Annotated in this window: 10 protein-coding genes, 1 pseudogene and 1 riboswitch; of the genes and pseudogenes, 6 read left to right on the top strand and 5 right to left on the bottom strand. The window is 45.1% G+C overall.

Annotated elements, in window-relative coordinates:
* The first annotated feature begins 3 nt into the window (after positions 1 to 3).
* From NST83_RS07845 to NST83_RS07825, 5 genes and pseudogenes are all read left to right on the top strand, one after another.
* Positions 4 to 1,230 carry a cation:proton antiporter gene (locus NST83_RS07845; protein ID WP_342417215.1) on the top strand — a complete coding sequence of 409 codons (1,227 nt, stop codon included), beginning with the start codon at positions 4 to 6 and terminating at the stop codon, positions 1,228 to 1,230.
* A 90-nt stretch (positions 1,231 to 1,320) separates the two neighbouring features.
* The gene (locus tag NST83_RS07840) at positions 1,321 to 2,184 is read left to right on the top strand and encodes a YitT family protein (protein ID WP_342417214.1); all 864 of its coding nucleotides are present in this window, start codon (positions 1,321 to 1,323) and stop codon (positions 2,182 to 2,184) included.
* An 836-nt stretch (positions 2,185 to 3,020) separates the two neighbouring features.
* Positions 3,021 to 3,557, top strand: coding sequence for a pyridoxamine 5'-phosphate oxidase family protein (locus NST83_RS07835; protein WP_137062211.1), 537 nt, complete (start codon positions 3,021 to 3,023; stop codon positions 3,555 to 3,557).
* A 337-nt stretch (positions 3,558 to 3,894) separates the two neighbouring features.
* A pseudogene (locus tag NST83_RS07830) lies at positions 3,895 to 4,134 on the top strand (YggS family pyridoxal phosphate-dependent enzyme); the annotation flags it as partial.
* A 60-nt stretch (positions 4,135 to 4,194) separates the two neighbouring features.
* A complete protein-coding gene (locus NST83_RS07825; RefSeq protein ID WP_342417213.1) occupies positions 4,195 to 5,424 on the top strand; it encodes a benzoate/H(+) symporter BenE family transporter in 1,230 nt (409 codons plus the stop codon).
* A 249-nt stretch (positions 5,425 to 5,673) separates the two neighbouring features.
* On the opposite strand, the gene NST83_RS07820 is transcribed toward NST83_RS07825, so the two are convergent.
* From NST83_RS07820 to metA, 5 genes are all read right to left on the bottom strand, one after another.
* Positions 5,674 to 7,104, bottom strand: a complete 1,431-nt coding sequence (locus NST83_RS07820) for a PLP-dependent aminotransferase family protein (RefSeq protein ID WP_342417212.1) — start codon at positions 7,102 to 7,104, stop codon at positions 5,674 to 5,676.
* Between the two features lie 322 nt (positions 7,105 to 7,426).
* The gene (gene mqnC, locus NST83_RS07815) at positions 7,427 to 8,560 is read right to left on the bottom strand and encodes a cyclic dehypoxanthinyl futalosine synthase (protein ID WP_342417211.1); all 1,134 of its coding nucleotides are present in this window, start codon (positions 8,558 to 8,560) and stop codon (positions 7,427 to 7,429) included.
* A gap of 408 nt (positions 8,561 to 8,968) precedes the next feature.
* Positions 8,969 to 10,147 (bottom strand): aminotransferase class I/II-fold pyridoxal phosphate-dependent enzyme, encoded by a 1,179-nt coding sequence (locus NST83_RS07810; RefSeq protein ID WP_342417210.1) that lies wholly within the window; start codon positions 10,145 to 10,147, stop codon positions 8,969 to 8,971.
* Positions 10,144 to 11,328, bottom strand: coding sequence for a PLP-dependent transferase (locus tag NST83_RS07805; RefSeq protein WP_342417209.1), 1,185 nt, complete (start codon positions 11,326 to 11,328; stop codon positions 10,144 to 10,146). The genes NST83_RS07810 and NST83_RS07805 overlap by 4 nt, the downstream gene beginning before the upstream one ends.
* 124 nt (positions 11,329 to 11,452) lie before the next feature.
* Positions 11,453 to 12,370, bottom strand: coding sequence for a homoserine O-succinyltransferase (metA, locus tag NST83_RS07800; RefSeq protein ID WP_137062207.1), 918 nt, complete (start codon positions 12,368 to 12,370; stop codon positions 11,453 to 11,455).
* Between the two features lie 120 nt (positions 12,371 to 12,490).
* A riboswitch (SAM riboswitch) is annotated at positions 12,491 to 12,616 on the bottom strand.
* A 548-nt stretch (positions 12,617 to 13,164) separates the two neighbouring features.
* Here metA and corA point away from each other — a divergent pair.
* On the top strand, positions 13,165 to 14,100 hold the full coding sequence (gene corA, locus NST83_RS07795; protein ID WP_014280596.1) for a magnesium/cobalt transporter CorA: 936 nt from the start codon (positions 13,165 to 13,167) through the stop codon (positions 14,098 to 14,100).
* The last annotated feature ends 7 nt before the right edge of the window (positions 14,101 to 14,107 follow it).

The following is a 14,107-nucleotide window of genomic DNA, read 5'->3' as shown; positions in this document are numbered from 1 at the left end:
TGGATGGATCATCTGGTATTTGAGGTTGGATTGGCTATTGCTCTGATCGCCGCAGCCGGACTTATCTCCACCAAACTGCGCTTATCGGTCATCCCTTTTTATATCCTGATTGGAATGGCCGTCGGACCGCATGCGATGGAGCTGTGGCATTTTGATTTCCGATTTATCGAAAGCGCGACTTTTATTGATTTTATGGGAAGAATCGGGGTGCTATTTCTTCTCTTCTACCTGGGACTGGAGTTCTCGGTAGGCCGTTTGATTAAATCAGGCCGTTCCATCGCGGTGGGCGGCACCATATATATCGGCATTAACTTTACATTAGGACTGGCGCTCGGCTTTCTAACTGGTTTTCCCATTGCAGAGACACTCGTCATTGCCGGGATCACGACGATTTCCTCCAGCGCCATTGCTGCCAAGGTGTTGGTCGATCTGAAGCGAACCGCTAATGCTGAAACTGAAATGATTTTAGGCATTATTATGTTTGAGGATGTCTTCCTCGCCGTCTACATTTCCATCCTCTCCGGATTGGTTCTCAGCGATTCATCCTCGCTCGGGGGTGTGCTGTTATCGGCGCTAATCGCGCTTGGCTTTATGCTCGCAGTTATTATTATCGGTCGGAAGGCCGTCCCTCTGTTAAATCGAATTCTTCGTATTCGTTCCAATGAGGTATTCGGACTTGTTATTTTTGGCTCCCTGTTTCTTGTGGCAGGTTTTTCGGAAACGATTCATGTGGCGGAAGCCATCGGAGCCTTACTAATCGGACTCGTGCTGGCCGAAACAGAACATGCCAAACGGATCGAGCATTTAATTGTTCCTTTCCGCGATTTCTTTGGCGCCTTGTTCTTCTTCAGCTTCGGACTATCTATTGACCCACTGTCTCTGGGAGGAAACGCGATCTGGCTTGCGCTGGCAGCAGTCATTCTTACGTTAATCGGTAACATTTGGGCCGGGATGCTGGCTGGACGCACTGTCTCTCTGTCACCCAAGGCGTCGGCAAATATCGGTTTGACGATTGTGGCCCGCGGTGAGTTCTCGATCATTATGGCTAATTTGGGCAAAGAGGGCGGTTTGCTGGATATTGTTCAGCCCTTTGCAGCTATCTATGTACTTATATTGGCGATTATGGCTCCGTTACTGGCAAAGCAGTCAAAACCTATTTTTAATATGATGAATAAAGTTTTCAAATTCAAGGACCCCCGCCTTCGAAAGGAAGAGAGGAACTCGGTGTAACTGAAATGTAAAAGCTGGATACGACAATCCAATAGGAGGGAAGGCTATGCCGCACGCTGTAAAACATGCCGAAGCTCTATGAGACGGCTTGTGAAGCCCGCTTCGGGAGATTCGAGCAGGTTGCCTGTCTTTTATACGGTGATTGGCGGAATTACGGCATCCGTCGGTCTGGAATTGTTTTTGCATCCGCATGATATGATCGCTGGTGGCGTCACAGGCATCTCCAGACTCGTGTCGCTTTACACACAAGAACATTTTGGATTACTGCTGTTCATGTTGAACTTGCCGCTGATGCTGCTGTATTCTCTGTCGACCCACAAGCCCATGCTGCTTCGGGCGCTTCCAGGTTTGTTTGCCTTTTCAGGCTCAGCCATTATTCTGTCTCCATTCCCGGCAGTGAGTGGCCATCCGGTAGTATGCGCTCTGGGCGGCGGGGTCTGCATCGGACTTGGCGCAGGGCTGGCGGCCCGTCACGGAGGTTTGCTCGATTCTCTGGGGCTAAATGAATCTGACGAAGGCCGTCCATCCAGTCTGTTATTAACGCATCGGAAGATTCCGTTGATACAAATTGTGATGCTTTGTAATGGTTTGCTGCTAATTACGGCTGGCTTCATGCTAGGCTGGGAGCCAGCTCTGTATTCAGCCCTTTCCTGCCTTGCTGCCTATGAAACGGCCCGACTGATGTTTAATGGTCTGACCCTCATGGTATGTGTCGTCAGCAAGGATCAGCAAACCATCGAAGAAGCCTTATATCGCAGGCTTCGTATACACAATATGCCTGTGGGAAATCCTGCACAGATAGAGGGCAAAAATAGAGGTGGACTGACAGAGGAAAAAGATGAACAGGTCATCGTCTACAGCGTTCACCTATTAGATTTGCAACGATTTAAGGCAGTCATCCAAATGACAGACCCGCAGGCTGAGATTATGTATGTGAAGCGATGGGAAGTGTAGCAGGCCAAGTATATTTACCGTAATACGCTTTTATTCCATTGCCATGCTAGTCGGCAATATGATAAAATATAGCTAAGATGTATACACTAAAAAGAGTAAGGATGTTGTAGCATCCTTACTCTTTAGCAACAGCCGCTTATAAGGGCGGTGGCTGTGTTAACAAAGGCGCTGAAATAGACCGCTAACCTGTTCCAGAGGGCGGTCTACTTCTTTTTGTTGAAGGAAATAATCAAGATCACCAACGTTGCAAATTGAATCTTCAACATCAGCGTATCTTTAACCTCCACAGGCATCACCTCCTTTCTATATTAATGCGATTTGAGGAAAAAGAATAATCCATAATAATAAACACATTAAAAAACGCTTATCTACACTAATCCCTCTACACGGATTAATGATAGATAAGCGTTTTTTGTGATTAAGATATATTAAAGGATGTATTTCTAATTTTGCATAATAAAGTCATGTTCGATGCTGCTGGCACCGTCAAAGGTACGAATAATATCATAGCGGGTATTGCGTTGCGCCTGTTACAGAAACGTGAATTATTAGTGCTTGTTTCAAGATACATCTTAGTAGCGGTGGATCATGCGCATAATGAGCGGGTACTCCCATGCATTTATCCCATCTGATCAAATGAAAGTCCCGTTTCAAGTCGCCGCTGGTTAAACGTCTTCATAACTTGAGCAATGCCGAAGCCCCCTCATGCAGCTTTGGAAAGGAATCTGCTTAGTAAAAAATATGGATTGTTTAATTATTAGATTATGGATGTACTCACTCAATCCAACGACTGATATACTAACGAAAACAATCCAACATTAGAGGAGCGGTTGAAAATGGATAAGGTTCGTTACAAGATAAGAGAAGTATTGGACAGTGACAAAATTGATTCTTTCTTGAATAAAGCGAGGATTGGACATCTGGGTATGGTTGATGGTAAGTTGCCATACGTTATTCCGCTCAATTACGTTTGGTCAAACGGAAAGCTTTATTTTCATGGGGCTACAGGCGGGAGACGCAATCAGGTGATGAGTACAAATCCAGAGGTTTGTTTTACAGTTTGCGAAGAATATGGAACTATTACTGATCCAGTACCAGCCAAGACAGACACCGCATATATGAGTGTTATGATTTTCGGCAAGGCTGAGCCTATTGTCGATCTGGACGAGGTTACACATATGTTGCAGGAAATGATTCAAAAATATGTGCCTGATTATTATAACCGCCCATTGGCCAAACAGCACGTTGACAAATACAGGTCCGCTGTATTCGGAGGTCCAGTTCAGGTATACCGCATTGACCCCTATCATATAACGGCGAAAGAAAATCCAATCGAAGAAGAAAAAATGTATAGACCAGCAAAAACAGTCTAATAGCGGTCTCTAACGAAAACATTTATTTTTGCCAATTTGCATGTGTCTTTCTTCGTGATCTCCATTCCTGAAACAATATAGAGGTTACTTACATCTATAAAACAGGGTTTGGGATGAAAGTTAAACCAGCCAGGTTGAGTAATGACCAAAAGCCGTGGTCCTAATCATAAGGACTGTGGCTCTTTACTGATGTTAGAACCAAAAATTTTGATAAGAAGGCATCAGAAATGGGAAAAGCTAAAATACTTGAACAAAATACATGGGTGAGAAGCAGAAAGAGGGTAGAACGAACATGGGCCATTTAGTCGAAGAAAATCTTGAATCCGTACGATAACGGATGGAATTGGCTTGCCAGGCTTCAGGGCGCAAGAAAGAAGATGTGAAATTGTTATTAGCGACAAAAACCGTACCCCTTGAAAAATTAAAAATTGCCATTCAAGCGGGCGAAACTTTATTTGGTGAAAACAACGCTCAAGAGCTTTTGGGGAAATTACCACTTATGCAGCAGTACAACCAGGTGGAATGGCATTTTATCGGACATCTGCAAACGAATAAAGTAAAAGACGTTGTAAAATATGAGTATTACTGGAACGAAAACGCGCGTCAGAACGATTAGGAGAGAGGCAGGAGAGAGCTTATGAACACAACATCAACTTCACTGCGCGGCCGCGATTTAATTTCACCCACTATAGCTGCTTTAATATCTGTCATTGTCAATTATGGGGGTACATTTATTCTCGTATTTCAGGCAGCAAAAGTAGCAGGTCTAAGCTCTGAAATGACCGCTTCATGGATTTGGTCGATTTCTATTGGTGTGGGTGTAACTGGTATATGGCTAAGTTACCGATACCGTGAACCGATTATTACCGCTTGGTCAACACCAGGCGTAGCTTTTCTTGTTTCGGCGTTAGCTGTAACCCCCTATCCAGAAGTGATTGGCGCCTATATTATCTCTGCTTTAGGATTTATTATTTTGGGGTTATCGGGGATGTTCGAACGTTTCGTCCGGCTAATCCCTCCAGGCATTGCTTCAGGGCTGCTGGCAGGTATTTTACTGCAGTTTGGCATTTCAGCCTTTGGTGGCGCGAAAGTTGACCCTCTGCTTGTAGTTGTCCTGTTTTCTGCGTATGTAGTATTAAGAAGGTTTACATCCCGTTACGCTATCGTGGGTATTTTGGCAATCGGACTTATTTATTTGATTAGTGTGGGGAAAGTAGATTTCAGTAATATCAAATTGGCAATTGCATCGCCAGTATTTGTCGTTCCGGAGTTTTCGTTTCATGCTTTATTGGGTGTTGCATTACCGTTGTTTATTATTACCTTGACGGGACAATATATGCCTGGAATGCTAGTGTTGCGAAATGACGGATTTAAAACGAGCGCGAATCCGATTTTGACTGTAACGGGTTTGGGCTCGCTCTTAACAGCGCCTTTTGGCTCACACGCCTTTAATGTAGCAGCAATTACAGCGGCGATTTGTACAGGGAAAGACGCGCACGAGGATTCAACAAAACGTTACATTGCAGGTATTGCCTGTGGCATTTTTTACATTGTTGTCGGCATTTTTGGTGTGACGCTGTCTGCTCTGTTTCTGATTCTTCCTGCTACCTTTATCGCCACCTTAGCAGGATTGGCACTCCTGGGTACAATTGGCGGTAGCCTTGCCAACGCATTAACAGATCCCAAGGGACGTGAGACAGCATTAATTACTTTTTTGGCAACAGCCGCAAATGTTACATTACTTGGAGTTGGAGGTGCATTTTGGGGACTTATTACAGGTTTGGCGGCACATCTTTTGATACATGGACAATTTCGAAAAAAGCAATATAGTACGAATGTAATTCAACAAGCTGAGCAGAAACAATAGAAGGCTGAAAATCAGTGCAGAGACAGATAAGGTCACAAAGGTATGGCAGATATATTGTGGAGGTGGTATATGCCACCTTCGGCTGATTAACGGTCACACCCGCAAAGTATATGTGCTGTCAAAGGATAAAGTTGTAAAACGGATGAGAAGCTGCTTGGCGGTAAGCAACGAGTATTCACCTTTGCTGCAGAAGTGGTAGCTACGCCATCTCATGAAGCTTTGATGATGCTTCTCGGCGTAGACGGTGTCTTATAAAAGCATCTCCGCAAGGCGATAAATACCGACCTCAATTGCCTCCTCATCTACTTTAGCAAAACCAAGTACCCATCCTTTTCGGTCGCTATTTAGACAATAATTGCTTAGGGGATAAACACGTATTCCTTCTTTGAGCGCTTGGTTAGTCACAGCTTCTTCGTCAAACGATTCCTCAGCTTCGAGAAGCATGTGCAATCCTGTTTCTACCCCACTGAGTTTAAAACGCTTGTCTAGACCAGTAGCAGCTAGGGCCTTTGTCATGGCTGCATGTCTGCGCCGATATACATTTCTGACTCTTCTCATATGGCGCATGAAATGCCCGTGTTCAATAAAATGAGCAAGCGTCAATTGTTCCATAATTGGAAGATGACGATAAGTGAGTGCATGGACATGAGCAAGCTGTTGGATTGCCCCTTTTGGCCCAACAATCGCAGATATTCGGATTCCAGGAGCAACCATTTTGGAAAAGCTCATCATATATAACGTGTTTTGGGGTTGATGGCTGAATAACGTAGGAAGTGGGTCCCCACGATATCGAAATTCACTATCATAATCGTCCTCAACAATCCAAAATTGATGTTGTGTAGCCTTACGTAACAATTGTTGCCTCCGGGGTTCCGACATTATGACTCCAACTGCACACTGATGCGAAGGCGTGACAAAAGTTAGCTTGGATTGTGGATGAATGTGATCTACCTGTAATCCGTACTCGTCAACAGGAACGGGCACAACATTCATACTCCTATATTTCATGGTCATCCAAGCTGCAGGAAAACCAGGATCTTCAACAGAAACCGTGTCTCCTTCAGTTAATAGCGCTTGAGCGATCAAATCAAGGCTATGCTGCGCTCCTGAGGTTAACATAATTTGATCGATATGCACATGGATTCCTCGTTCAAGTGACAAATACCGTTGTATCTGTTCGCGCAGTGATACAAAACCGTAGGCGTTACCATAAGCCCAATTCGCCAAGTCCATTTCTGCGGAGGCTTGTAAAAATGATTGTCTCCATTTTCTTTGAAAATGTTGGTCCAAATAAGGTTCGTGGGGACAGAAATCAATCTCCACATTTTGCTCTTCTTTGCCTCTAAGCCAGCCGTGTAGATGATTGACTGCAGCGTTTAATACAGGTAATTCAGGGGTGACTGGCCCTTGAGGCATAACATCTTCAAAAGAGCCTGTTATATAGCTCCACTCACTTACCCTTGTTCCACCGCGCCGAGATGTCACGGTGTATCCACGGCTGAATAATTCCTCATAAACAATCTGTATGGTTGAGCGCGAGACACCCACTAATAAAGCGAGCTCACGAGATGGGAGTAGCAATTCCCCTGGTGGCCATTTTCCTGTTCTAATATTATGAATCGCTTGGTCTAGAAGTTGCTGCCATAGGGGACGTTGGTCGTTTCGGTTAACTTTGAGCATAAGATTCACCTTCATATGTATTTGAATTCAAAATATAGATCGCTTAAATTACTTATTAATGTATGATTATAACACTCCATTAATTAATATACTATCATGACGATAGCTGCCTTTCAATACGATAGTATTTAGAAAAAAGAGGACAACTAGAGCGTGTCTTCAAACTTTAAGCAGCCAAAACATGATGGAAACCAACGTCAAAAAAGCTTGTCTATCATTAATCCTTCCATTTGGATTAATGATAGACAAGCTTTATGTTACTACCGGAAAATAACAGGTTACATGCTCCATTATGTGTTAATTTAGTTATGGCGTGTTTGTCTTAATTTTGCATAATAAAGTCATGTTCAATACTGCTGGCACCGTCAAAGGTACGAATAATATCATAGCGAGTATTGCGTTGTGCCGGAACATGACCCGTCTCGCGGATCAGCTGTAAAATGGATTCGATGTTAACTTTGTACGTTGCGCCTGCGGCGGAAACGACGTTTTCCTCAATCATGGTACTACCGAAGTCGTCGCAACCGTAGTACAATGATTTTTTACCGATTTCCGGTCCCATCGTTACCCACGAAGACTGAATATGCTTGATGTTATCCAGTACAAGTCGGCTGATTGCAACAGTCTTCAAATATTCCTCTGGCGTCTGGCGTTCCTTTTTCAGGTTTGTGTTATCCGGTTGGAAGGTCCATGGAATAAAGGCCAGAAAGCCTTCGGATTCATATTTGTTTGCAATGCATTCGTCCTGGGCATCACGAACACGCAGTAAATGCAGCGCACGCTCCTCCATCAACTCGCCAAAGCCGATTACCATCGTAGCTGTCGTGTTCATACCCACCTTGTGGGCTGTCTGCATCACGTCCATCCAATCACGCCAAGAACCTTTGAGACGGCTGATTTTGCGGCGTGTGCGGTCATCCAAAATTTCTCCGCCTCCCCCCGGCAGAGAATCCAATCCAGCTTCATGAATGGCTCGAATCGTATCTTCCATGGACAAGCCGGATTTTTCCTTCATCTTATGAATTTCAGCCGGCGAGAAGGAGTGCATCGTAATATCGGGAAAACGCTCCTTGATCGCTTTGAGCAAATCGGTATAGTAACTGAACGGCAGGTTAGGATTCACTCCGCCTTGCATCAGAATCTCGGTGCCGCCTACATCCTGCGTTTCCTTGATTTTCTGGAAAATCACTTCATCGGGGAGGACATAGCCTTCATCCGAGCCCGGTCTACGGTAAAAGGCGCAAAAGCGGCAGTATACGTCACAGACGTTCGTATAGTTAATATTTCGTCCGATGACGAAAGTTTTAATCGGATCAGGATGCATACGGTTCATCACTTTATTCGCCGCATGACCGATTTTTTCTACCTCGTCTGACTCGAACAAAGCAACGGTGTCCTCTAAATTCAGGCGTTCGCTGCGCAAGGCTTTATCTAAAATATGATCGATTACACTCATGGTGTATCCTCCTTCGCTTTCACAGGGGGACGAAATGAAAGACAGGACTTATGAACGAGAATGATTTCACAAACCTGCGTTCGAACCCTGTCGTATTATATGTGTTCATGACTGGCTTTGTATTTGTCTGTGCTGTATAGCATAGTAAAACCTAATGATAATACTAACATAACTTTAGGTAAGGAACCATACTTATTCCCGTTTCTTTCTGCTTTCTACCCAGGGAATGATGCGACGAACAAGCTATAATTCTACGGTAGATTGTCCCATGGAAAGGGAAAATGGGGTTGTGCAACACCATTCATATTGTCCTCCCCCATATCGCGCTTACACAAAGCAGCAAGCTTCCCACTACACAGAAGCTTGCTGCTTTTTTAGGTTTTATGTTTATTATGCCGTGTTTTTGTTTTAGCGAAGAGCCTCATTCAGATCATTGATCAGATCGTCAATATCCTCCAGACCTACGGAGAAACGTAGCAGACCGTCCGTGATTCCACGCTCCAGACGTACACTGTGTGGCATTGCCGCATGTGACATCATCGCCGGATACGACAAGATACTTTCCACAGCTCCTAGACTTACCGCCACAATCGGAATTTGTATGCGATTGAGTACCTCTTTTGCACGCTCACCGGAACCTACATCAAACGAGATCACCGCACCATATCCACTGGATTGGCTCTCATGTACAGCACGCCCCGGATGATTTTCCAGACCCGGATAGTATACCGCCTCAATGTCACTTCGCTCGTTCAGCCAATTGGCCAGCTTCGCTGCACTCTTTTCACTGTGAGCCATACGCGCTTCCAGTGTCTTCATCCCGCGCATAAGCAACCACGACTCCTGTGGGGCTAATACGGTTCCAAGTCCATTTTGAAGCTGCTTGATTTGTCTGCCCAACGACTCCGTACGTGCTACCGCAAGACCTGCCAATACATCACTGTGGCCGCCGAGAAATTTGGTTGCGCTGTGCAACACAATGTCGACACCCTGCTCAATTGGACGTTGATAATATGGCGTCATAAAGGTGTTATCCAGCAGTGTCAGCAGTCCTTTATCCTGTGCCCAAGCTGTTACCCCTGCCACATCGGTGATTTTGAGGGTTGGATTGGAGGGCGTCTCCATGTACACTGCCTTCGTATTTTCCTGCAATGCTTCTTTCACAAGGTTGATGTCTGTCATATCGACGAAGGTGGTTTCAATGTTCATCCGTTTTAAAATCGAAGTCAGCAGGCGGTAGGTCCCACCATATACATCCTCCGAAACAATGACATGGTCCCCTGCGGACAACAGCATAAACGTACTGGAGATGGCCGCCATGCCCGATGCAAAGGCAAACCCTCTGGCCCCGCCTTCCAGTAAGGCGATGTAGTCCTCCAAAGCTTGCCGTGTCGGGTTGCCGGAACGGCTGTAGTCATGCAGCGGAGGATTGAAAATATCGTGATGGTGAAAGGTGGACGCCTGATAAATCGGTACGCTCGACGCACCTGTAACACTATCGATTTCAGAGCCAAAATGCAGCAGCTTGGTAGCGAATCTCCGTTCTTTTTCCGACTCTTGCCCGATTTTCCGCACGTCCTCAATCATTGCTGTTGTCCTCCTTCGATTTCCTGACGTGCCGCCTCCAACGCTGAACGCAAATCTTCAATTAAATCATCCGTATGTTCAATGCCGACGGAGAAGCGCAGCAACCGATCATCTACTCCCACTGCATCCCGAATCTCAGCCGGTATATCGGCATGTGTCTGCACAGCAGGATAAGTCATTAACGATTCCACACCGCCCAGACTTTCTGCAAAAGCAATAAGCTTAATGTTTCGAAGCAATGGCTCCACATAACGGGCATCTTTTACTTTAAAAGAAAAAATACCTGTGTTGCCGCTGGATTGTTTATTTTGAATTTCACGACCAGGATGACCCTCAAGCCCCGGATAAAACACCTCAGTCACCGCCGGATGCGTCAGCAGATAATTGGCCAGCACCGTCGCATTATGCTCATGCCGATCCATACGCAGCGCCAATGTTTTCATGCCCTTCATCAACTGGTAGCTATCACTCGGAGAAAGTACAGCACCAATGGAATTATGAAGGAAGGAAATCTCGGCTGATAGCTCCTTACCCTTAGATACGATCAAGCCTGCCAGCACATCATTGTGTCCGCCCAGATACTTGGTTGCGCTATGTACCACAATATCGGCACCCAGCTCCAAAGGACGCTGGAAATACGGCGTTAACAGGGTATTATCTACAATGGTAAGCAACTGACGTTGTGACGCCCATTCGGCTACAGCCCGAATATCCGTAATCATCATTAATGGATTCGTAGGCGTTTCAATGAATACCGCTTTGGTATTTGGTCGACATGACTGCTCGATGGCTTCAAGATCGTTCGTATCCACATAGCTCGCTGTCACGCCGAATCTGGATAAAATACGTTCCAGCAAACGATACGTGCCTCCATACAGATCCAGCGATACAATTAGATGATCTCCTTGTCCAAACAGGGCAAATACCGTTTGCAGCGCCGCCATACCTGAACTGCATGCAAAGCCTGCATCACCGGATTCCAGTGTAGCGGACGCCTCCTCCAGCACCTTGCGTGTCGGATTGATCGTCCGAATGTAATCAAATCCTGTGCTTTGACCCAAACGGGGATGGCGAAACGCCGTAGATTGATAAATCGGAAAATTCACCGCTCCGGTTACCGGCTCTTCAATTGAACCAATTTGTGCCAATCTGCTTTCAATTTTCCACTGTTTCTCACTCATATGAATCCTCCTGTTCATTTCCACAATAGGTGCTATAACATATGCTGCAAAATTGGATTATCATATCTATACTGCTGCGCTGCTGCAAGGTGGTACTGCGTAGAGATAAACGTTAAGCCCCATTTTAAATCTGGGGCCCGATATCAAAAGGGGTTTCTTGGTATACATAGTAGTTGAGCCAATTTGAAAATAATAAATTGGCATGCGCACGCCAGGTTGAGGGCGGTGTACGCTCAGGGTCATTGTTGGGAAAATAATTTTTCGGTACTTCAATATCCATCCCTTTGGCGACATCACGATCATATTCCCATTTCAGGGAAAGTGGATCGTATTCGGAATGTCCGGTTACAAAGATTTGTTTGCCATCACGCGTAGCAACCAGATACACTCCGGCTTCCTCAGATTCGGATAAAAGCTCCAGTTCATGGATATGCTCGATATCTTCGCGCCGAACCTCTGTATGCCGGGAATGAGGTGCATAAAACAATTCATCAAAACCGCGTAGCAGCTTCACTTTAGGTTTAATAACGCTATGTGAAAACACGCCAAAACATTTGTAATCAAGTCCGTATTTAGGAACGCCGAAATGATGGTACAGACCCGCCTGTGAGGCCCAACAGATATGCATGGTGGAAGTTACATTCGTTTTCGTCCATTCAAAAATTTGCCGGATTTCCTCCCAGTAGTTCACATCTTCAAACTCAAGCTGTTCAACGGGTGCTCCCGTAATAACCATACCGTCAAAACGGCTGTTTCTGATCTCATCAAAGGTTTTATAAAACATGTTCAAATATTCCTGCGATGTATTTTTAGATACATGCGACTTCATGTGCACCAGCGTAACGTCCACTTGAAGCGGGGTATTGCCGACCAGGCGCAGCAGTTGGGTTTCCGTTGTCTCTTTGGTAGGCATCAAATTCAAAATGGCGATGCGCAACGGACGAATATCCTGATGATAGGCCAGGCTTTCATCCATTACGAAAATATTTTCGCCCTCCAGCACTTCCTTGGCAGGTAGTGTATCCGGAATTTTAATCGGCATGTAAACTCACTCCTTGTTCGGTGAAGTTTTTGCGAAAATCGTCATGTTGAGATGCCGGGCATATAATAAAAAGACCTTCCTCGGTTACGAGAAAGGTCATATTTGTATCCATATGCGCCTCTCTCATCTGTCAGGGCATCGCTCTTTGTAAAAAGCGCGCGTCCTGCAAGAATTAGCACCGTGCGATTAAAATCGCCGGTTGCCGGGTATCATCGGGCTAGTCCCTCCACCTGCTCTTGATAAGATTTCGCTATATTCAATTTGGGTTCATAAAAAGTTCTTGTTGTTCACTTTAATGCATCCGATGGGCTTCGTCAAGATGGGACTTGTAATTTTTCACCCCTGCATTCACATTTCGGTTTACTTTTCCATATGTTAAATCATACATTATCCCATCGCCGAAGCTCTTGTCACTCCTATTGATTTAGCCCATGATTTTGCGCTTGAAAGGCTGTAGGCCGAGCGTTATACTATACAAGTGCTATAGGCGAAAATATAAAGCAGTGGTGCAGATTTAGAGTGCTTTCTGTGATACTGTGGCAACCTAAAAAAGAACATGTGTGAGGTGAATCCGGAATGGAAGGCGACCCGAGTCCGAATAGGCGGCGATCCCTGAACAACAGCATAGGAATGACTTCAGCTTGCCGAAAGACGGGACGCCAGGCTCTGCATGCTCCAAAAGCCTCTGGCTTTTGATGGGGATGCCGCTTACCCGCTCCAGCTAACTGAGTCCATTCCTTATGCTTTTAGGTACATGTATTTTCCGTTACGACGGAGCATAAGGAGTGACATATATGAAAATCCGTTTGGTAAACAACGGGGTTTTTACCCCTGTCGAAGAAATTGAAATGGCGCTTACTCCGCCAGCAGAAGGCTTTTATTGGATTGATGCCGATGTTGATGATCTGGCAGTGCTCCAGCCTTTGTTCTCCATGCATGATCTCGCGGTAGAGGACTGTTTGAGTGAAGAAGAGCAGCGTCCGAAGATTGAAATTTACGAGAGCCATTATTTTATCGTTGTAAACAGTATTCGTTTTGATGATGAAGAAATATTTTTACGTGCTTTGAACATTTTCCTGGGCCGCCATTTTATCATTACGGTGACGAAGCAGAAAATCAATGAGCTGCGCACCCTCAAGCCTATGCTGTGGGAGCAGGAGGTCAGCCAGCCTGACCGTTTTATGTATCTGTTGATCGACTTGATCGTTGACAACTATTTTCTGGTTGGTGACCGGATTGAGGTTCGCATTGAAAAGCTGGAAGAAGACATTCTGATGCATACGAAAAAATCGCATTTGAATGAAATTATTGGCTTACGCAGTGAGATTCTGTGGCTGAAAAAAGTGCTTGGTCCACAAAAAGAAGTCATCAATACGTTGAACAAACGGGATTTACGGCTGATCGACGATCAATTACAAAAATATTTTAGCGACATTTATGAAAATGCCGTGAAAATTTCGGAGACTTTCGAAACTTACCGCGATTTAATGGGTAACCTTCGAGAAGCTTATCAATCCAGTATCGCTAACCGTGCGAATGAAATCATGCGCGTGTTTACAGCGATTACAACCGTGTTTATGCCGTTGACTGTTATTACCGGAATTTATGGTATGAACTTTGATAATATGCCTGAGCTTCATACACGTTATGGTTATTTTGTCGTCATTGGTATTATGGTGGCGCTGGGTGTCAGCATGTTCTGTATTTTCCGCAAGAAGGATTGGGTTTGAAAAGAAT

The organism is Paenibacillus sp. FSL R10-2782, assembly GCF_038592985.1.
Taxonomy (GTDB): Bacteria; Bacillota; Bacilli; order Paenibacillales; family Paenibacillaceae; genus Paenibacillus; species Paenibacillus terrae_C.
This window is presented reverse-complemented; position numbering and strand designations above follow the sequence as displayed.

Bases quoted from the DNA above. Each gene is read 5' to 3' on its own strand.
- NST83_RS07845 (WP_342417215.1), top strand. From the start codon at position 4: ATGGATCATCTGGTATTTGAGGTTGGATTGGCTATTGCTCTGATCGCC.
- NST83_RS07835 (WP_137062211.1), top strand. From the start codon at position 3,021: ATGGATAAGGTTCGTTACAAGATAAGAGAAGTATTGGACAGTGACAAA.
- NST83_RS07825 (WP_342417213.1), top strand. From the start codon at position 4,195: ATGAACACAACATCAACTTCACTGCGCGGCCGCGATTTAATTTCACCC.
- NST83_RS07820 (WP_342417212.1), bottom strand. From the start codon at position 7,104: ATGCTCAAAGTTAACCGAAACGACCAACGTCCCCTATGGCAGCAACTT.
- mqnC (WP_342417211.1), bottom strand. From the start codon at position 8,560: ATGAGTGTAATCGATCATATTTTAGATAAAGCCTTGCGCAGCGAACGC.
- NST83_RS07810 (WP_342417210.1), bottom strand. From the start codon at position 10,147: ATGATTGAGGACGTGCGGAAAATCGGGCAAGAGTCGGAAAAAGAACGG.
- NST83_RS07805 (WP_342417209.1), bottom strand. From the start codon at position 11,328: ATGAGTGAGAAACAGTGGAAAATTGAAAGCAGATTGGCACAAATTGGT.
- metA (WP_137062207.1), bottom strand. From the start codon at position 12,370: ATGCCGATTAAAATTCCGGATACACTACCTGCCAAGGAAGTGCTGGAG.
- corA (WP_014280596.1), top strand. From the start codon at position 13,165: ATGAAAATCCGTTTGGTAAACAACGGGGTTTTTACCCCTGTCGAAGAA.